At 53.2% G+C, this 17,709-nt stretch carries 17 protein-coding genes and 1 other RNA gene; 3 read left to right on the top strand and 15 right to left on the bottom strand.

Annotated features, from left to right (window positions below):
- Positions 1-7 precede the first annotated feature (7 nt).
- The 4 genes from QZJ86_RS18460 to orn all read right to left on the bottom strand — a co-directional run bounded on the left by QZJ86_RS18460 (position 8) and on the right by orn (position 3,125).
- Positions 8-397 (bottom strand): group I truncated hemoglobin, encoded by a 390-nt coding sequence (locus QZJ86_RS18460; protein ID WP_301671964.1) that lies wholly within the window; start codon positions 395-397, stop codon positions 8-10.
- A 160-nt stretch (positions 398-557) separates the two neighbouring features.
- Positions 558-1,829, bottom strand: a complete 1,272-nt coding sequence (serS, locus tag QZJ86_RS18465) for a serine--tRNA ligase (RefSeq protein WP_301671966.1) — start codon at positions 1,827-1,829, stop codon at positions 558-560.
- 43 nt (positions 1,830-1,872) lie between these two features.
- Positions 1,873-2,580, bottom strand: coding sequence for a fluoride efflux transporter CrcB (gene crcB / locus QZJ86_RS18470; protein ID WP_301671967.1), 708 nt, complete (start codon positions 2,578-2,580; stop codon positions 1,873-1,875).
- Positions 2,580-3,125, bottom strand: a complete 546-nt coding sequence (gene orn / locus QZJ86_RS18475; RefSeq protein ID WP_301671968.1) for an oligoribonuclease — start codon at positions 3,123-3,125, stop codon at positions 2,580-2,582. Before orn ends, crcB begins: the two co-directional genes overlap by 1 nt.
- Before the next feature lie 89 nt (positions 3,126-3,214).
- Here orn and QZJ86_RS18480 point away from each other — a divergent pair, with 89 nt between their 5' ends.
- On the top strand, positions 3,215-4,465 hold the full coding sequence (locus QZJ86_RS18480) for a M48 family metallopeptidase (RefSeq protein WP_301671969.1): 1,251 nt from the start codon (positions 3,215-3,217) through the stop codon (positions 4,463-4,465).
- Positions 4,465-5,379, top strand: coding sequence for a ribosome small subunit-dependent GTPase A (gene rsgA / locus QZJ86_RS18485; protein WP_301671970.1), 915 nt, complete (start codon positions 4,465-4,467; stop codon positions 5,377-5,379). The genes QZJ86_RS18480 and rsgA overlap by 1 nt, the downstream gene beginning before the upstream one ends.
- A gap of 20 nt (positions 5,380-5,399) precedes the next feature.
- Here the strand turns inward: rsgA and QZJ86_RS18490 are convergent, their stop codons facing one another.
- The 8 genes from QZJ86_RS18490 to rluC all read right to left on the bottom strand — a co-directional run bounded on the left by QZJ86_RS18490 (position 5,400) and on the right by rluC (position 11,109).
- Positions 5,400-5,738, bottom strand: a complete 339-nt coding sequence (locus QZJ86_RS18490) for a histidine triad nucleotide-binding protein (RefSeq protein ID WP_301671971.1) — start codon at positions 5,736-5,738, stop codon at positions 5,400-5,402.
- 8 nt (positions 5,739-5,746) lie between these two features.
- On the bottom strand, positions 5,747-6,343 hold the full coding sequence (gene recR / locus QZJ86_RS18495) for a recombination mediator RecR (protein ID WP_301671972.1): 597 nt from the start codon (positions 6,341-6,343) through the stop codon (positions 5,747-5,749).
- A 2-nt stretch (positions 6,344-6,345) separates the two neighbouring features.
- The gene (locus QZJ86_RS18500; RefSeq protein WP_026603211.1) at positions 6,346-6,669 is read right to left on the bottom strand and encodes a YbaB/EbfC family nucleoid-associated protein; all 324 of its coding nucleotides are present in this window, start codon (positions 6,667-6,669) and stop codon (positions 6,346-6,348) included.
- Between the two features lie 17 nt (positions 6,670-6,686).
- Positions 6,687-8,291: a DNA polymerase III subunit gamma/tau gene (dnaX, locus tag QZJ86_RS18505; RefSeq protein WP_301671973.1), complete on the bottom strand. Its 1,605-nt coding sequence runs from the start codon at positions 8,289-8,291 to the stop codon at positions 6,687-6,689.
- 33 nt (positions 8,292-8,324) lie between these two features.
- An RNA gene (gene ffs / locus QZJ86_RS18510) (signal recognition particle sRNA small type) lies at positions 8,325-8,421 on the bottom strand.
- Positions 8,422-8,527: 106 nt separating this feature from the next.
- Positions 8,528-9,511, bottom strand: a complete 984-nt coding sequence (gene sppA, locus QZJ86_RS18515; protein ID WP_301671974.1) for a signal peptide peptidase SppA — start codon at positions 9,509-9,511, stop codon at positions 8,528-8,530.
- A gap of 7 nt (positions 9,512-9,518) precedes the next feature.
- Entirely contained in the window at positions 9,519-10,166 is a 648-nt protein-coding gene (locus QZJ86_RS18520; RefSeq protein ID WP_301671975.1) for an HAD family hydrolase, read from the bottom strand.
- Positions 10,150-11,109 (bottom strand): 23S rRNA pseudouridine(955/2504/2580) synthase RluC, encoded by a 960-nt coding sequence (rluC, locus tag QZJ86_RS18525; RefSeq protein WP_301671976.1) that lies wholly within the window; start codon positions 11,107-11,109, stop codon positions 10,150-10,152. The genes QZJ86_RS18520 and rluC overlap by 17 nt, the downstream gene beginning before the upstream one ends.
- A 418-nt stretch (positions 11,110-11,527) precedes the next feature.
- Between rluC and QZJ86_RS18530 the strand changes: the two genes are divergently transcribed.
- Positions 11,528-13,729, top strand: a complete 2,202-nt coding sequence (locus QZJ86_RS18530; RefSeq protein ID WP_301671977.1) for an Rne/Rng family ribonuclease — start codon at positions 11,528-11,530, stop codon at positions 13,727-13,729.
- Between the two features lie 68 nt (positions 13,730-13,797).
- Here QZJ86_RS18530 and QZJ86_RS18535 read toward each other — a convergent pair whose 3' ends face one another.
- The 3 genes from QZJ86_RS18535 to QZJ86_RS18545 form a co-directional block, all read right to left on the bottom strand.
- Positions 13,798-14,682, bottom strand: coding sequence for a carbon-nitrogen hydrolase (locus QZJ86_RS18535; protein ID WP_301671978.1), 885 nt, complete (start codon positions 14,680-14,682; stop codon positions 13,798-13,800).
- A gap of 75 nt (positions 14,683-14,757) precedes the next feature.
- A complete protein-coding gene (locus QZJ86_RS18540; protein ID WP_301671979.1) occupies positions 14,758-15,789 on the bottom strand; it encodes an agmatine deiminase family protein in 1,032 nt (343 codons plus the stop codon).
- Between the two features lie 764 nt (positions 15,790-16,553).
- Positions 16,554-17,699: a TIGR03118 family protein gene (locus QZJ86_RS18545; RefSeq protein ID WP_301671980.1), complete on the bottom strand. Its 1,146-nt coding sequence runs from the start codon at positions 17,697-17,699 to the stop codon at positions 16,554-16,556.
- Between the last annotated feature and the right edge of the window lie 10 nt (positions 17,700-17,709).

The following is a 17,709-nucleotide window of genomic DNA, read 5'->3' on the forward strand; positions in this document are numbered from 1 at the left end:
GCTCAATCTATTTACCCAGCACTTCGCCTCTAACGCTTTCCACCAGTGCCGCCGCTTCCGCGATCAAATCTGCTGGTACGTTCAGTTCTTGCATGGTTGCACCCAAGTGTTCCATGACGGCATCGTAGTGTGAGTCGTTCAAACCCATTTTTACCAAGCGTGCATGGCCGTCGCGCAAGGATCGTCCGGTGTAGTTATTAGGTCCGCCGAAAGCCACCGTCATAAAGGCTTTTAAATGCTCGACTTGCTTCGCCATGTCGGTTCTTTCGAAGAAGCGGTTGATCCGGTAATCGTCCAACACCTTGCCGTAAAACACGTCGACCGCTGCGTTCACTGCTGCTTCGCCGCCGATGCGTTCATACAACGATGGTCCTTGCACTTCGTTTTCTTCACTCATTATTTACCCCTCCTCATATAATTATGTAATTTTCGAGGCGGCGTCCAAACCAGCAAGTGATTGATTTTGCCAAATTTAACGGCCTCGGCGGCGATGATACTCGATGATAGTTTCGTATCCAAACTATTTCAGCGCCACCAAAGACCTTACTCTATGTAAGTTATTGAATCTTCTCAAGACCACCCAGATAAGGCCGCAAAGCTTCCGGCACCGTAATCGAACCATCTTGGTTTTGGTAATTCTCCATCACCGCGATCAAGGTCCGGCCGGCTGCCAAGCCCGAGCCGTTTAAGGTATGCACCAACTCAGGCTTACCGGTTTCCGGATTGCGCCAACGCGCTTGCAGACGGCGAGCCTGAAAGTCTTTGAAGTTACTGCATGAAGAAATCTCACGGTATTTCTGTTGGCCTGGCAGCCAGACTTCCAGATCATAGGTTTTTGACGACGAAAAACCGGTGTCACCCGCGCACAGCAATACTTTTCGGTACGGCAAATTCAGTTTTTTCAGAATGGTTTCCGCATGCGCGGTCAGTTCTTCGTGGGCCTGCACCGATTGTTCCGGCGTGACGATTTGCACCAGCTCGACTTTTTCGAATTGATGCTGACGGATCATGCCGCGCACATCGCTGCCGTAAGCGCCAGCCTCGCTACGGAAACACGGCGAATGGCAGACAAATTTCAACGGCATTTGCTTGGCCTCGACAATCACATCGCGAACGATATTGGTGACCGGCACCTCAGCGGTGGGAATCAGGTAAAAAGTCGGATCGTTCTTGACGGTGAACAAGTCTGCCTCAAACTTGGGCAACTGGCCGGTACCGCGCAAACTGTCGGCGTTGGCCAGGAACGGCACATAGGTTTCCTGGTAGCCGTGCTCATTGATATGCGTATTCAGCATGAGCTGGATGATGGCGCGTTGCAAGGTCGCCAGCTTACCGGCCAGTACCACGAAACGGGCGCTGGCAATCTTGGCGCCCAGCTCGAAATTCATCCCCAAGGGCTCACCCAAGTCGACATGATCTTTAGGGATAAAATCGAACTGGCGCGGTTCACCCCAGCGGCTGATTTCGACGTTGTCGGCATCGCTTTTACCGGCCGGCACCGCCTCGTCGAGAATATTGGGAATGCCTTCCAGCAGCGCATTTAGCTGGTTTTGAATATCGTTCAATTCGGCTTCGGCCGCTTTCAACTGATCGCCCAAATCCGCCACTTGATCCAGCAAAGGTTGAATATCCTCGCCCTTGGCCTTGGCCTGGCCGATGGCCTTGGAGCGGGTGTTACGCTCGTTTTGCAGTTCCTGGGTTTTGACCTGGACGTCTTTGCGCCGGTCTTCCAAGGCCTGATAAGCGGCGGCATCGAATTGAAAACCGCGTCTTTGCAGTTGTTGCACAACCAGTTCCAGGTCGCTTCTGAATAAACGAGGGTCTAGCATGAGAATAAGTATCCTGAATTAAGAAAGTGAGAGTAAAACGAGGCTATACCTGCTTGCCCAGCCACAAGCCTAGCCATAGCGCGGCGCTGCAAAAAGCAATGTTGCTCAAAAAAACGGTCAGCATCGCCCCCATGTGCGATTCAAAGGAATGTCCGCTTTCCAACAGGTAGAGAATTAAATATAAACCGGACAGCGTGATGAATACGCCAATTAGGATGGTCACCAAAATCGCTCGGTGCTCTATCGAAATGTCGAGTTTATGCATCAACACCGTGGCAACAATACCGATTAAAAACGCGCCGATGCAATTGACTAGTGTCAGCGCATAGGGGAACGGCCAATCCAGCAAGCGCAGGGTGCCATTCGAATATAAAAACAAACCTTTGCCTAGCGCCAAACCAGCCCATACCGCCAATAGGCACCCCAGTACGCTGACCACGACATTCAGCCCGGCCTTGCCGATTTGGCCCTGTTCCAGCAGATAAAATGTTTCCAGGGAAAAGCTGGAAAAAGTGGTAAAGCCCCCCATCACCCCGACCAGAATCGCGGTGCGGTATTCCAACGCGATGTTTAGCCGTTGCAGAATCAGCGCTTCGGTCATTAGGCCGATCAAAAACGAACCGATCAGATTGACGGTTAAAGTGCCGTAGGGAAAGCCGCGCCCTAGCCACAGATACACGCCGCTGGAAGCCAGATAGCGCAGCATGGAACCGATAGCGCCGCCCAGAGCGACCGCGAACAATTGAAACATCAGAATTTAAAGAACGTTTCCCGATAGTAACGCAATTCTTCAATGGACTCGATAATGTCATCCAAGGCTTTGTGCGAGGCCTGCTTGTTAAAACCATCCCGCAATTGCGGCGCCCAACGCGCGGCCAGCTCCTTGACGGTAGAAACATCCAGATTGCGATAATGGAAAAACGCTTCCAGCTTAGGCATGTAGCGGTACAAGAAGCGTCGATCCTGACAGATGCTGTTACCGCATATCGGCGAGGTGCTGGCCGGCACCCAGTTTTGCAAAAACTCGATGGTGCGGCGCTCCGCTTCGGCAGCATCAATGTTCGAGTCTTTAACCCGCTGAATCAGACCAGATTGACCATGATGTTGCTGATTCCAGTCGTCCATCGCCGCCAGAACGGCATCGGACTGATGCACCGCCATTACCGGCCCTTCGGCCAGGATATTCAGATTTTTATCGGTCACCACCGTGGCAATTTCGATGATTAGATCGTTATCCGGATCCAAGCCTGTCATTTCCAGATCGATCCAGATAAGATTGTCCGCATCCACAGCCATTTCGATTCCATAGTATTAATAATGTTGCGGCAAATTGTAGCATTAGCTAATCTGTACCGCTAATTGTTAACCCCACTTGTATAGGCTTGATGAACACGTTTACTGTCATTTTTCTAGCGGCTTTAGTCCTTTCCTACGGCATCCAATTCTGGCTGGCACGTCGCCAGAAAAATTACGTGTTGCAGCATCGGCAGCAGGTGCCTACAGCATTTCAAGACCGGGTATCGCTTAGTGCGCATCAAAAGGCAGCCGACTACACCATCGAAAAAAGCAAGCTGAGCGATATCGACAGCGTAGTGGGCATCGTATTTTTGCTGGCCTTAACCCTGGGCGGCGGCATCAGCCTGGTGTTCGACTTCTGGTCAACCTTCGACCTGTCGCCGCTAAAGGCCAGTCTGGCGGCCATGGCCAGTGTGTTTTTATTGATGACTGTTATCGAAATCCCGTTCAGTTTGTATCAAACCTTTGTCACCGAAGAAAAATTCGGCTTCAACAAAAACACTTTGCCGCAGTTCATCAAAGACCAACTGATGTCGATGGGCTTGACACTGGCGATAGGCTTGCCAATTCTGGCGCTGATTCTGTGGGTAATGGACAGCATAGGCGGCCTATGGTGGCTATATGCCTGGGCGATCATCATGAGTTTTTCGCTACTGATGAGCTGGCTGTTTCCTACCGTGATCGCGCCGCTATTCAACAAATTCACGCCGATGCAGGAAGGCTCCTTGAAACAACGCATCCAGGGCTTGCTGGAACGTTGCGGCTTCAGCAGCAACGGCATTTTCATCATGGACGGCTCGCGCCGTTCCGGCCATGGCAACGCTTATTTCACCGGCCTGGGCAACAACAAACGCATCGTGTTTTTCGACACACTGGTCAACTCCTTGGACGAGGAAGAACTGGAAGCGGTGCTGGCTCACGAACTAGGTCATTTCAAATGTAAACACACCATCAAGATGCTGGTGGCTTCGTCGGTGATGACTTTGATCAGTTTTGCGATTTTGGGCTGGTTGATTACTCAGGATTGGTTTTTCGACGGTCTGGGCGTTACCACTCATTCCAACGCCGCCGCGCTATTGCTGTTCATGCTGGTCTCGCCGGTATTCACCATTTTCATGCAACCGATCAGCGCCTATTTTCAGCGTAAATTCGAGTTCGAAGCCGACGATTTTGCGACCCACAATGCGCAAGGCAGCAAAATGATCAGCGGCTTGGTCAAACTCTACGAAGAAAACGCCAGTACCTTGACACCCGATCCATTGTACTCAGCATTCCATTACAGCCATCCGCCCGCCGCGATCCGCATAGCGCATATCGAAAAAAGCATGCAGTCCGCCTGATGGCCGATCTGCGCCAAGGCTTGGTCGTCGCCCATCTCGGCAAAGGCATCGCCGTCGAGGTGAGCGACGATTCAGGAATAGTCGCCGAGCAACTCGTGCTTTGCCAGACTTTACGCAAACTGGACACCGTGGTGGTCGGCGACCAGGTGATGTTATCCATGTCGTCGCCGGAGCAAGGCCGTATCGAACAGATATTGCCAAGACGCTCGGTATTGCAACGCCCCAGCCGCGGCAACGATACCCGGCCGGTAGCCGCCAATCTGGATACTATTTTCGTGGTGTTCGCCGCCGAACCGGAATGCGACTTTCTGCTGTTGGATCAATATCTGGCGATTTGCGAAAACTGCAATATCGATGCGGCACTGGTACTGAATAAAGTCGATCTGCCGCTGTCTCCGGCTGTCGAAGAGGGGCTGATTTATTACCAGAGCCTGGGGTACAGCCTTTACAAGGTCAGCGCCAATCAAAAAATTGGCATCGATGCATTGCAACAGGTTTTGTCTGATCGGACCAGCATGTTCGCGGGCCAATCCGGCGTTGGCAAGTCGTCTTTGACTAACGCGCTGCTGCCCGAACGCAATTTGAAAACCAATAGCGTCTCCGAAATCACCCGCCACGGCCGTCACACCACCACTGCCGCAACCTTATACCATTTGCCGGACGGTGGACATTTGATAGACAGCCCCGGCGTGGCCATTTTCGGCCTGGCCGGACTATCCGAGGCGCAATTGGCTTGGGGGTATAGAGAATTTCAGCCTTACATCGGTAAATGCCGTTTCAACGACTGCCGCCACCTCAACGACAAGGATTGTGCGGTGCGCGCGGCGGTAGATGACGGCCTGATCGCGGCTAACCGTTATCAGCGCTTCCTGAAGCTCAGGGAAAAAATGCCGCCGGCCAATCGCGGCCACTAAGCCCTGTCAAACCCCTAGGCTCAGCCGGGCGGCCAATGCATTTGTCTGCCGGCCAGCAGATGCAGATGTAGGTGATGCACGGTCTGACCGCCGTCGTTATTGCAATTGAAAACCGTCCGATAACCACTTTCCGCGTAACCCAACTGTCCGGCAATTTTCGCGGCCGCTTGCAGCATTTGCCCACCCAATAAGACGTCATCCAGATCGTTCAAATTGGCGACATGCCGCTTGGGAATCACCAATACATGCAGCGGCGCTTGCGGATGAAGATCGCGAAACGCCAACACGGCATCGTCTTCGTATACAACGTCCGGCTTAATCTCACCGCTAGCCATCTTGCAAAACAAACAATCGCTCATGTTTCCTCCTAAAATTCGCGGCGACCGTTGAACGCATGCGCCAAGGTGCCGCTGTCGATAAATTCCAGCTCGCCGCCCATCGGTACGCCATGAGCGATACGGGTGGCGCGGACATTGAATTTGCCGGCGACTTCGCCGATGAAATGCGCGGTGGCCTGCCCTTCCACTGTGGAATTGGTGGCCAGAATGATTTCCTTGATTTGCCCGGCCGCCATGCGTTGCTCTAACAGGTCAAAACCCAACTGATCCGGGCCGATACCGTCCAGCGGTGACAAGCGACCGTGCAGTACAAAATATTTACCTTTGAAGGTGGTAGCCTGATCGATTACCCAAACATCGGCCGGACTTTCAACCACGCAGATAGTGTCCGCATCTCGCAACGGGTTGGCGCACACCTCGCACAATTCGGCTTCGGTCAAGGTCCGGCATTCGCGGCAATGGCCGATTTCGTTGACGGCTTTCGCGAGCATTTTGCTTAACTGCATGCCGCCATCTCGGTTGCGCTGCAACAGATGAAAAGCCATGCGTTGCGCCGATTTCGGCCCGACGCCAGGCAAGCAGCACAGACTCTGGATCAACTCTTTCAGCAAACCCTGGTTTTGCATGTTTAGAACGGCATTTGGAAACCGGGCGGGATCGGGATGCCGGCGGTGACGTCGGCCATTTTTTCTTTTTTCATTTTGCCGACTTTATGGACTGCGTCGTTGATTGCCGCCGCCACCAAGTCTTCCAGCATGTCCTTGTCATCGCCGACCAAGGACGGATCGATACTGACCTTGCGCACCTCGCGTTTGCCGGTCATCACAATCGTCACCAGGCCACCGCCGGATTCGCCGTGCACTTCCATCGCTCCCAGTTCTTCCTGGGCCTTTTTTAAGTTGTCCTGCATTTTTTGGGCTTGTTGCATGATGCCCGCTAGCGCATTTTTCATCATCGTCTCTCCAATATTTAATTCAGCGGCTCGATACTACCAGGCATGATTCTGGCGCCAAACGTGTCTTTCAACGCCTGCACGTTGCTGTCAGTGTTAATACTATCGACCGCCGCTTGCTGCCGGTCTTCCCGAGCTTTTTGCATTTCCAGCGCGGGCGTCATTTGCTGAACGGATTGCTGAGTGATCACCAGCTTCAAGGATTTGCCGTAGTAATTTTGTAAGGCCGCGCGGAGGTTTTCCTCGGCTTTGGTGCCAACCTGTTGAAAACCGGGATCGAGCAACAACCGGCAACTGCTATCGTCGATACCGTCCAACACGCAGTTGTTTGCCAGTTCGCGGGTACGGCCGCTGATATTCAGCGCGGCGATGATCTCGGTCCAGTTGCTGGGTTTGGCGGTTTGCGCTACGGGTGCGGATGCGGGGCGAGGCTCATCAATATGCCTTATCTCCACCGCCACTGGCGCAACCGGCGCCGATACGCCGGCAGTCGGCTTAACGACAGCCGGTTTGACGGGCTCAAGCGTTTGCGGTTCCGCGGCTTGCGGCCGAAAAGTCAGCATCCGCAGCATCACCATCTCAAAACCGCTACGCGGATCGGGCGCCAGCGGCAGGTCGCGTTGGCCGATCAAGCCGATCTGATAATACAGTTGTACGTCTTCCGGCAATAAGGCCTTGGCCAAGCTCTCCAGCAGCTGCTTATCGAATTCATGATCGACGAACTCCGGCATTTGCTGCAATAGCGCGACCCGGTGCAACACCCGCAACATCTGCTGCAAAATATCGGCAAAATCCGGCGTCAGTTCGGCGACATCGGCGATTTTCGCCAATAGCGCCCGCGCGTCGCCAGCCGCCAATGCTTGTAACATTTCGTCGATAGGCTGCTGTGCCACGGTGCCGAGCATGCCGATCACCGCTTCTGCCGTGACGCTGCCGCTGCCGTAAACAATGGCCTGATCCAGCAAACTCAAGCCGTCGCGTAAACTGCCGTCGGCGGCTCGGCCCAACATTTTTAGCGCGGCCGGCTCGAAAGCAATTTGCTCCTGGCCCAAAATGAATTGCATCTGCGCGTCAATTTGCTCCGGCAGCAGCCGTTTTAGATTGAATTGCAGACAGCGCGACAGCACCGTAACCGGAATTTTATGCGGATCGGTGGTAGCCAGCAGAAACTTGACGTGCGGCGGAGGCTCTTCCAGGGTCTTTAACAAGGCGTTAAAGCTATGCCCGGACAGCATGTGCACCTCGTCGATTAAATAGACTTTGTAGCGGCCTTGATTGGGTGCGTATTGGGCGTTGTCGAGCAGATCGCGGGTATCTTCGACTTTGGTGCGGGAAGCCGCATCGACTTCGATCAAGTCCATGAAGCGGCCTTGTTCGAAATCCCGGCAGACCTGACATGCGCCGCAGGGATTGAAATCTTTCAGATTTTCGCAGTTGATCGCTTTGGCGAGAATCCGCGCCACGGTAGTTTTGCCGACGCCGCGAGTCCCTGTGAACAGATAGGCATGGTGCAATCTATCATGCTGCAAGGCGTGCTTCAGCGACTGACTGACATGCTCCTGACCGACAAGCTGGGTGAAGTTGCTGGGACGCCATTTTCTGGCAAGAACCTGATAAGCCATTAGCAACGCGGAAAGGCAAGAATTGGGCGGCTACTGTGCCAGCCACATCCCGGCACACGAGTCCGCTGCTACCGTTGCTTCCTTCCGGACCTGGCGGGGTTTACAGCGTATCGTTGCGAGAGGACCGACACAGTAACCATAAAACATCAGCGAAAAGCTGAAGAGAGGCGCATTATCCTTAAAAGCCGACCGATAAGCAACTGTCTTGCCAAAAATAAGCAAATTGCGCCACCCGGCTACTGCATGGATGGTAGAGACAAACTGCTGGCTATCGCATGACCGAAGGACGCGCCAAATCTGCCCGCCAAGCGGTCTATCAAGCGCTCTTGGGGGGTAAAATTCACCTTCTCTTCGGTACCGAACTGGTCGCGCGCCACGCTATCGACACTGCCGAAATCGTCAGCCAACCCCAACCTGACGCCGTCCGTACCGGTCCAAATCAGGCCGGAAAACATGCCAGGCGCTTCGGTTTCCTTCAATCGCTTACCCCGTCCTTCCCGAACCGCGGCAATGAATTGCTGATGCACCTGATCGAGCAAGGACTGCATATGTTTGCTTTCTTGCTGGTTAACCGGCGAGAACGGGTCGAGCATGGCCTTGTGTTCGCCGGCGGTTAATAAGCGCCGTTCGACGCCCAGCTTATCCAGCACGTTCGTAAAGCCGAAGCCGTTCATGATGACGCCGATCGAGCCGATGATACTGGCATGATTCACGAATATCTTGTCGCTGGCCGCAGCGATGTAATAGCCACCCGACGCGCACATATCGCCGACCACCGAATAAATCGGCAACTGCGGATGCTCGGCTTTCAAGCGCCGGATTTCGTCGTAAACATAAGCCGATTGCACCGGACTGCCACCGGGCGAATTGATGTTGAGAATAATACCCTTGGTATGTTTATCCTTGGCCGCGTCGCGCAAACCCTCGATGATCGTATCGGCGCTGGCGCCCTCGCCTTCGGCAATCGTGCCCAACACATCGACGATAGCCACATGCTCGGAACTGCCTGAATCGATCCCATCCTTGAAATGCGGATAAACGGCTATACCCAGTGCGACCGTCAGATAAGCGAAAGTCAATAATTTAAAAAATATGCCCCAGCGCCGTGTCGCTTTCTGTTCGCCGATCGCGGCGAACGCCAACTTTTCCAGCACGGTTTTTTCCCAACCGGGATTGTTTTCAGCAATATCTTCGGGAAGATCGCGATTATTCTCCACCATTTGTCTCCTATATGATTCCGATTAAGTCGGTGGGATAGTTCAAACATAATAAGGGCTGGTACTGCCGCAAGGTTGCTGCCGAGTGCGCGCCACAAGTCACGCCGACCGACGCCACCTGCGCGTTTAAGGCCATTTGCAAGTCATGTACCGAATCGCCGACCATCAGCGCGCGCCGCTTATCGACGCCGAGCTCGGCGACAATTTCGTCCAGCATCAGCGGATTGGGCTTGGAAGCGGTTTGATCGGCGCAACGGGTGGCACAAAACAGATCGGCGACACCAGTGGCATTGATCGCCGCCTGCAAACCCGCGCTTTTCTTGCCAGTCGCCACAGCCAAGCGATAGCCCTGGCTGCGTAACTGTTCCAGCATTTCATAGACGCCGGGAAACAGATCGTCGCGACTGATCTGCTTGGAAAAAAAGGCTTTGCCATAATCGGCGGCCAACTTTTGGCGGGTTTCGCCATCCTGATCTGGAAACAGCTGTTGTATGGCATTTTCGATGCTCAAGCCGACAATGTCCCTGATCGCCTGCGCCTCGGGAACCGGGCAAACACAGCGAGCAGCAGCCTGTTGGATGCAATGCACGATCCAATCCACCGAATCCATTAAAGTGCCGTCCCAGTCGAAAATAATTAAATCAAAGCGGTTTTTCATGGCTTAGTAATTCTTGTAAATCCTCGGGTAAAGGCGCGGTAAAGTGCAGCGAGTCGCCACTGACCGGATGCGCGAACTGCAATTGCTCCGCATGTAAAAACAAGCGTTTATAGCCGCGCTTTTTAAAGGCTTTGTTCGTGTCATCGTCGCCATAACGGTCGTCGGCGACAATCGGATGCCCCAACCAAGCCGCATGCACCCGAATCTGATGGGTGCGTCCGGTCTTGGGCGCAGCATGCACCAACGTCACGTCCTGATATTGTTTCAAGCGGGTGAACAAGGTCTCGGCGGATTTACCGGCCTGACTGACCACCACCATCCGCTCGCCGCCCTGGGCGACATTCTTCAGCAACGGCACCTCGACCAGTTGTTTCTTGCGCTGAAACTGCCCAACCAACAAAGCCAAATAGGTCTTCTGGATACCATCGCCGCGAAAAAGTTCATGCAGCACCTTCAATACCGAACGTTTCTTGGCGATTAGCAAGCAACCGGAGGTCTCCTTGTCCAGCCTATGCACCAACTCCAAAAACTTCTGCTGCGGCCTGACCTGCCTGAGCCCTTCGATCACACCGGAACTGACGCCGCTGCCGCCATGCACCGCAAAGCCGGCTGGCTTGTTGAGTACGATAAAGCCGTCGTCTTCGTAGAGAATGTGGTTTTCCAGGCTGAACTTCAAGGTCGGTTGGACGATGATTTTGTCTTTTTTATCCGCGACTCTGACCGGCGGAATTCGCACGATGTCGCCGAGCTGTAGTTTATAACTGACGTCGATACGGCCTTTGTTGACTCGAACTTCACCCTTTCTGACCATGCGGTAGATACGGGTTTTAGGCACGCCTTTGAGATAAGTGATCAGAAAATTATCGAGCCGTTGTTCGCTGTTTGCCTCGGTAATTTCCAGCCATTGCACTTGCGGATTGGTCTGATTTGCTGCGGTATTCATGCGGCAAATGATAGCAACATATCCGCCAACCATGTTTAAAATTGCTGCTGCCTATAAACATTGCTATATTAGGCTAGTCTATCTTTGGATAGACTTTAATTATAAAAATTTAAAGACAGGGTTTTAGCGCTGTATCTTCGCGCCAAGCTTAATAGAATTTTTTCGGGTTTTATCGCTCAACCCATGATGAGCGAGCTGCATCCTTAGTATAGAGTTCGGTATAACAGATCCCCCACTTTTCAAGCGCCACCCTCGGCAATGCCGATAACCCACTGCGACAATAACTACAATCCCTTGCAGTTTTCAGTCAGTCTGGCCGCTCACTTAAGTACATATCGGGAAACACGCCGCCTTTATCCGCGACAATTAAACCTGTTTAAACTCTAAGTAGGATACATAAAACAATAAGGATAATTTAATGAAAAGAATGCTTATCAACGCCACGCAGCCCGAAGAGCTGCGGGTGGCTTTGGTAGATGGTCAGAAACTCTATGATTTCGACATCGAAGTTCCGTCAAAAGAACAAAAAAAATCCAACATTTATAAAGGTATCATCACTCGGGTAGAACCCAGTCTCGAAGCGGCTTTCGTCAATTATGGCGCCGAAAAACACGGCTTTTTGCCGTTTAAGGAAATCGCCCCCGAATACCGGACCGGCGACAGCGACGAAGGCAAATCCTCCAAATCCAATATTCGCGAAGGCCAAGAAATCGTTGTCCAGATCGAAAAGGAAGAGCGCGGCAACAAAGGCGCAGCGCTAACAACCTACATCAGTTTGGCCGGCACCTACTTGGTGCTGATGCCGAACAATCCCAAGGCCGGCGGCATTTCCCGCCGCATCGAAGGCGACAACCGCAGCGAATTGCGCGAAACCATGGCCGCGTTGGAAATTCCGGACAGCATGGGCTTGATCATCCGCACCGCCGGCTCCGATAAAAACGTCGAAGAACTGCAATGGGACTTGAACTACCTGCTGCAACTCTGGGAAGCCATCGACCGCTCCAGCACCGAACAAACCGCGCCATTCCTGATTTTTCAGGAAAGCAATGTGATCATCCGCGCACTGCGCGATCACTTGCGCGGCGACATCGACGAAATCCTGATCGACCAGGATGGCGCCTTCAAATTGGTGCACAACTTCCTGAAACAGGTGATGCCGCACAATCTACATAAGGCCAAACTGTATCAGGACAGCGTGCCCTTGTTCAGCCGCTATCAAATCGAAACCCAAATCGAGATGGCTTATCGCCGCGAAGTGTCGCTGCCTTCCGGCGGCTCCATCGTCATCGATCACACCGAAGCCCTGACCTCGGTCGACATCAACTCGGCGCGCGCTACTAAAGGCAGCGACATCGAAGAAACCGCGCTGAACACCAACCTGGAAGCGGCCGACGAAATCGCCCGCCAGCTGCGCTTGCGCGACTTGGGCGGTCTGTTCGTGATCGATTTCATCGACATGATGTCCAACAAAAACCAACGCGAAGTGGAAAACCGCCTGCGCGATGCGTTGAAAATCGACCGCGCCAGAATCCAGACCGGCCGCATCTCGCGCTTTGGTTTGATGGAAATGTCCAGACAGCGTCTGCGCCCGTCGCTCGGAGACTCCACGCAACTGACTTGCCCGCGCTGCAAAGGCCAAGGCACCATCCGCAATGTCGAATCGGTCACACTGGCGGTATTGCGTTTGATCGAAGAAGAAGCGATGAAAAAAGGCACCGAGCGCGTAATCGCCCATCTGCCTATCGATTGCGCGACCTTCCTGCTTAACGAAAAACGCGCGGCCATTCAGGAAATCGAAACCAGACTGCAAGTCGGTATTATCGTCCTGCCTAGCAAGCATCTGGAAACACCGGCGTACGACATCGAACGCATCAAATCCGCCAGCGAAAGCAGCGAAGAAAAAGCCAGCCATTTGCAAATCAAGGAAGAAGACATCACGGTTCCGGAATTTGCCAAACAGGCCGGACCTAAATCTGAAAAAGCCGCGATCAAGGAGTTTTTACCCGACTCACCCGCGCCGGTACAAAGTAAGAAAACCTCTGCCGGCCTGATTCAACGCTTCTGGCAACGTCTGATCGGCATCAGCAAAGCAGCCGAGAGCGCCGAAGCCGCTGAAAAAAGCAGCGAAGACAAACCCAGATCCGCTAGAAACAACCGTCGGGACCGTGGCGATCGCGGCGACAGAGGCGACCGTTCAGCATCCGGCCGTAATAACAACCGCCGTAACAACAATCGTCGGCCGCCCAACAATCCGGCAAATGCCGAAACCGCCAGCAACGCGCCAACCGAGCCAAAACAGCCGGTCGCGATTGACCAGGAAAATGCCAACGATGCCGCCGCAGCCCCTAAAAGAGAGGCCGCAGGCCAGGAACGCAGCCGCCGCAGCCGTAGTCGTAGGCGCGGACCGCGCAACGGCGGCGAGAAACGCCCCGAGCAAAATGCCGGCGGCGAAGTAACCGAGAACCAGGGCGGCGAACCACGCACGGCACCGACCTTCTCCGAAGGTGAGACTGGCGGCGGCCAACCACGCTCTTATGATAGAGATTTCGCCGAGCGTAGTAGCAACCGCAACACCGAATCGCCTCAAGAATCTATCAGCCGTAGCGCTAGCGAAGACTGATTAAAAAAGCCGGGCAACAGCTAACAAACTGTTGCCCGGCTATCTCAAATCACCGGCATCGCCGGCGCCTAATCGATAAACCGTCTCGTCAAATCCGCATAAGCGTCTATCCTGCGATCGCGTAGAAACGGCCAGATCCGTCTGACATCCTCGCTGCGCTGCGGATCGAGATTGGCAAATAACAACCCATCCTGATTTTCGTCGGCGCTAGTCAATATCTCGCCTTGCGGCCCGGCGATAAAACTGTTGCCCCAGAATTGAATACCTGGCGTTTGATCCGGCGCTGCTTCGAAACCGATGCGATTGCAGGAAATTACCGGGATGCCGTTCGCTACTGCATGCGCCCGCTGCGCGGTAATCCAGGCATCCAATTGACGCAGTTTCTCGGCGGCTTCGTCTTCCGGGTTCCAGCCAATTGCAGTGGGATAAATCAATAGATCCGCACCCGCTAGCGCCATCAAGCGCGCCGCTTCCGGATACCATTGATCCCAACAAACCAATACACCCAACTTGCCTATCGAGGTTTCGATAGGCGTAAAGCCCAGGTCGCCAGGTGTAAAATAAAACTTTTCGTAAAAACCCGGATCGTCGGGGATGTGCATTTTCCGAAAGGTACCGGCGACGCTACCGTCCTTGTCGAACACCACGGCGGTGTTGTGACACAAACCCGGCGCCCTTTTTTCGAAAATCGTCGAAACGATCACCACCTTATTGGCCTTGGCCACTTCGGCCAGCGTTTCACTGGTAGGACCAGGAATCGGCTGCGCCAAATCAAAGCACGCAGTGTCTTCGCTTTGGCAAAAATAATGATCCAGATGCAACTCAGGCAACACCACCAAATCGGCATTTTGTCTGGCGGCGTTTTCGATTTGGCTGATCGAATAAGCCAGATTGGTTTCCCGGCCACGATTGCAGGGCTGCTGCACGGCGCAGGCGATAATCGATTTTTTCATGGGCAGATCGGTTTTTAAAGGCAATATGGGGTGCAATAACGGCAGCGTATTGCACCGGGTTGATCAGACGAAAACTTAGAAATTCAATTTAACGAATGCCGGCACCTGCATGCTCGCGCAATGCAAACTACCGTATTGATGCACCAGCGGCCGACACGGGGTGGCGATGATTTCATGATTAGGGAAGCAATTTTTCAGCCGTTCCAGCGCCACCGCATCCATCGCATCGTCGTAAACCGGCACCAATACCGCGCCGTTGATAATCAGGAAATTCGAGTAATTGGCTGGCAATTGCTGGCCTTGTTCGTCAAAAATCGGTTTCGGCAAGGGCAGTGCCACCAAGCGATAAGCATCGCCATTTGCGGTTTTGAAGGTTCTTAACTGCGCTTCCATGTTTTTCAGACTTTGGAAATGCGGGTCTTCGCTATCTTCGCAAGCCGTGTAAGCAATGGTATTGGCATCGCAAAACCGCGCCAGCGTGTCGATGTGCGCATCGGTATCATCGCCAGCTAGGTTGCTTTGCTCGACCCATAAAATCCGCTTCGCGCCTAAATAGTTTTGCAACTGGCCGGCAATCGCCGCTTCCGATAAATCAGAATTGCGGTTCGGATTGAGCAGACAGTTTTTGGTGGTCATCACGGTACCTTGCCCGTCCGACTCCACGCTGCCGCCTTCCAACACTAGATCCAGCGTTGCGGTAGGATGGCCCTTGAAAATCGGATGCGCAAACAGCGCCAGATTCAAGGCATCGTCGGCCGCATGCGGATATTTCTTGCCCCAGCCATTGAAACGAAAATTAAGCAGCTGCACGCTGGCTTTGGGATGTTGCCACTCCATCGTCAAAAACACCGTATCCCGCAGCCAAATATCGTTGTAATCGGCCTGCACCATATGAATTTTTTCGTTGTGGCCCAGTTGAGTCTGAATATGCTGATGATGCTCGCCGTCCTTGCAGATAATCACCAAGGGCTGAAAACGGCTGATGGTGGTAGCAATGAAATGGTAGGTGTCTTCGACGGCAGACAGATTGGTAAAATCGCCGCTATGATGCGGCCAAGCGATAATAACGGCTGATTGTGTTTCCCATTCTGCTGGAAAGCGAATCATGAAGTACTCCCTGGATAATGTGGCTTTGAGAAATAATGCCTTATTGTATCAATGCTGACCCGTTAAGGCCTATTCCACGGAATTTTATATGTTATTAACGGGGAATGATTGTGGGGAAACAAAGGCGCGACGGGTTGATCGCTAACCGCTCGATGAAGGCGGGGAAATTGGCTAAATCGGTACCTGATGGCGAGCCCGCCGGCAGGGGATTCCACAGCCTAAACTGTAGTCTCCAACCCGCCAGCCTACCGCCGATGCCGTTGACGAGGTCAGACTCAAGGTCTGTAGTCAGTCAGAAATCCCGAAATTTACCGTGAGGCCGCACTAACTAAGACATCTGCCATCATTTCAGCCAATTGTGAACAAAATACGAAACCACGATTGCTCGAGGGATTCGACGCCACTATGCACTAATTTGAATCTTTCCGTACCCGCTCTTTACGTGGTAATTGCCTCTAACGTTCAATCCTCAGACAGGACACGCGTTGCCGCTCATTTGTTCCACTCGTCATCGACCGCTTGCGCAGTGTTAACACCGCAGTAGCGCTCTGCGTTCTATTCTGGCCTGCCGGCCGACTTTTTCAAGCACGAATATTGATTTTGCGGAGCTTATTGACGCATTTTCAACAATTAAGGCACCAAGAACCACTCAACAAATTCTTCGCCCCGACTAGAACCCAATATAGGAAAGCCAACGCTTTTCTACCCGCCATTTAGCACGATTATTTTTCCGCGTAGGCAGAAAAGTGTTGCCCACATCCTTGCTAAGCCAGCGATTGACGTTTGCCGAAAACGCCAAACCCAAGTAATACGGAACCGAATAACCAAAAGGCCGCGGGCACCGGTACCACGGTAATTGCGCCAAACAGACCATGCGCTTCACCGCCAGGGCCAGCGGTAAAATAAATCCTCTGACTGCTCCCCGCATTGCCGTCATTACCTACCGTCAAAGCCCAAAGTCCGTCGATTTTCAGCGCTTGACCATTGCCGTCCGTCAGTTGGCCGGCGAAACTATTATTAAGCAGATTGTAGGCATTGATCGTGCCGTCGCCGAAATTGCCGACTAACAGGTTTCCGGCGAATTCGCCGAAAGAGGATGGGGCAATCGCCAGACCCCAGGGCGCATTTAATACCCCACCGCTGGCCACGCGATCCAAGAAATTACCCTGAAAATCGAAAACGCTGACAAATCCCAAGCCGGCTCCGGCCACCTCATCCGGCGAAGCATTGTCTTTGAGCGCATAAGCCACATACAGTTTGTCGCCAAGGCTTTGGATATTAAACGGCGCGTATCCCGACGGCAGATTGGGATCGGTAAAATTTCCCAAATCGGCCGCTCCTGCGGAACCTTTGATCACGTCAATGGCTCCAGTGCCAAAGTTAGCGGCATAAAGATAGCTATTACCGGCAACTGTCGCTTCGGCAACGCCTTTGTAAAGCTTGTTAGGCGCACCTGTCACGATAGTCTCGGCAGTCGTACCAAGGGTATTTCTCCAACCGGACACCGTACCGTCTTCGCTGACGAAGAGAAAGGGATCTCCATTGAAAGCCTGGGGATTGCCATTGGACACTTGGCCCGTGACGTTGCCGGCACCGGGAATCGAAACAACTAGCGCCAATGGCGTAGTGGCGTTAGTCGCGGGATCCACGTTATACAGCGAGGAAGTGCCGGTGGCATTATTGGAAACCCAGAACGGCCCTGCAGGCCTGTAAGACACACCCCAGGGATTCTTCAAATTAGTGTCCGCGACTTGCGCAGGGTTGGCCGTCTGGTCATCGGTCACCAAGTTTATTTGGCCGAACGAAGTCGCCGCGCTAGCCGCCTGTGAACCACACGCCATCACCAAGACAAACATCAAAACTGATGCGACACGATGTTCGAAGAATAAGCTTTTTAACAAACTGTTCATATCAACGATC

Source organism: Methylomonas montana (assembly GCF_030490285.1).
Classification (GTDB): Bacteria; Pseudomonadota; Gammaproteobacteria; order Methylococcales; family Methylomonadaceae; genus Methylomonas; species Methylomonas montana.

What these genes read in the sequence shown, in the direction of transcription:
- recR (WP_301671972.1), bottom strand. Translation starts at nt 6,343, where the DNA reads ATGCAAAACCAGGGTTTGCTGAAAGAGTTGATCCAGAGTCTGTGCTGC.
- QZJ86_RS18530 (WP_301671977.1), top strand. Translation starts at nt 11,528, where the DNA reads ATGAAAAGAATGCTTATCAACGCCACGCAGCCCGAAGAGCTGCGGGTG.
- QZJ86_RS18490 (WP_301671971.1), bottom strand. Translation starts at nt 5,738, where the DNA reads ATGAGCGATTGTTTGTTTTGCAAGATGGCTAGCGGTGAGATTAAGCCG.
- dnaX (WP_301671973.1), bottom strand. Translation starts at nt 8,291, where the DNA reads ATGGCTTATCAGGTTCTTGCCAGAAAATGGCGTCCCAGCAACTTCACC.
- orn (WP_301671968.1), bottom strand. Translation starts at nt 3,125, where the DNA reads ATGGCTGTGGATGCGGACAATCTTATCTGGATCGATCTGGAAATGACA.
- rsgA (WP_301671970.1), top strand. Translation starts at nt 4,465, where the DNA reads ATGGCCGATCTGCGCCAAGGCTTGGTCGTCGCCCATCTCGGCAAAGGC.
- QZJ86_RS18460 (WP_301671964.1), bottom strand. Translation starts at nt 397, where the DNA reads ATGAGTGAAGAAAACGAAGTGCAAGGACCATCGTTGTATGAACGCATC.
- QZJ86_RS18545 (WP_301671980.1), bottom strand. Translation starts at nt 17,699, where the DNA reads ATGAACAGTTTGTTAAAAAGCTTATTCTTCGAACATCGTGTCGCATCA.
- QZJ86_RS18540 (WP_301671979.1), bottom strand. Translation starts at nt 15,789, where the DNA reads ATGATTCGCTTTCCAGCAGAATGGGAAACACAATCAGCCGTTATTATC.
- sppA (WP_301671974.1), bottom strand. Translation starts at nt 9,511, where the DNA reads ATGGTGGAGAATAATCGCGATCTTCCCGAAGATATTGCTGAAAACAAT.
- rluC (WP_301671976.1), bottom strand. Translation starts at nt 11,109, where the DNA reads ATGAATACCGCAGCAAATCAGACCAATCCGCAAGTGCAATGGCTGGAA.
- QZJ86_RS18480 (WP_301671969.1), top strand. Translation starts at nt 3,215, where the DNA reads ATGAACACGTTTACTGTCATTTTTCTAGCGGCTTTAGTCCTTTCCTAC.
- serS (WP_301671966.1), bottom strand. Translation starts at nt 1,829, where the DNA reads ATGCTAGACCCTCGTTTATTCAGAAGCGACCTGGAACTGGTTGTGCAA.
- QZJ86_RS18520 (WP_301671975.1), bottom strand. Translation starts at nt 10,166, where the DNA reads ATGAAAAACCGCTTTGATTTAATTATTTTCGACTGGGACGGCACTTTA.
- QZJ86_RS18535 (WP_301671978.1), bottom strand. Translation starts at nt 14,682, where the DNA reads ATGAAAAAATCGATTATCGCCTGCGCCGTGCAGCAGCCCTGCAATCGT.
- crcB (WP_301671967.1), bottom strand. Translation starts at nt 2,580, where the DNA reads ATGTTTCAATTGTTCGCGGTCGCTCTGGGCGGCGCTATCGGTTCCATG.
- QZJ86_RS18500 (WP_026603211.1), bottom strand. Translation starts at nt 6,669, where the DNA reads ATGAAAAATGCGCTAGCGGGCATCATGCAACAAGCCCAAAAAATGCAG.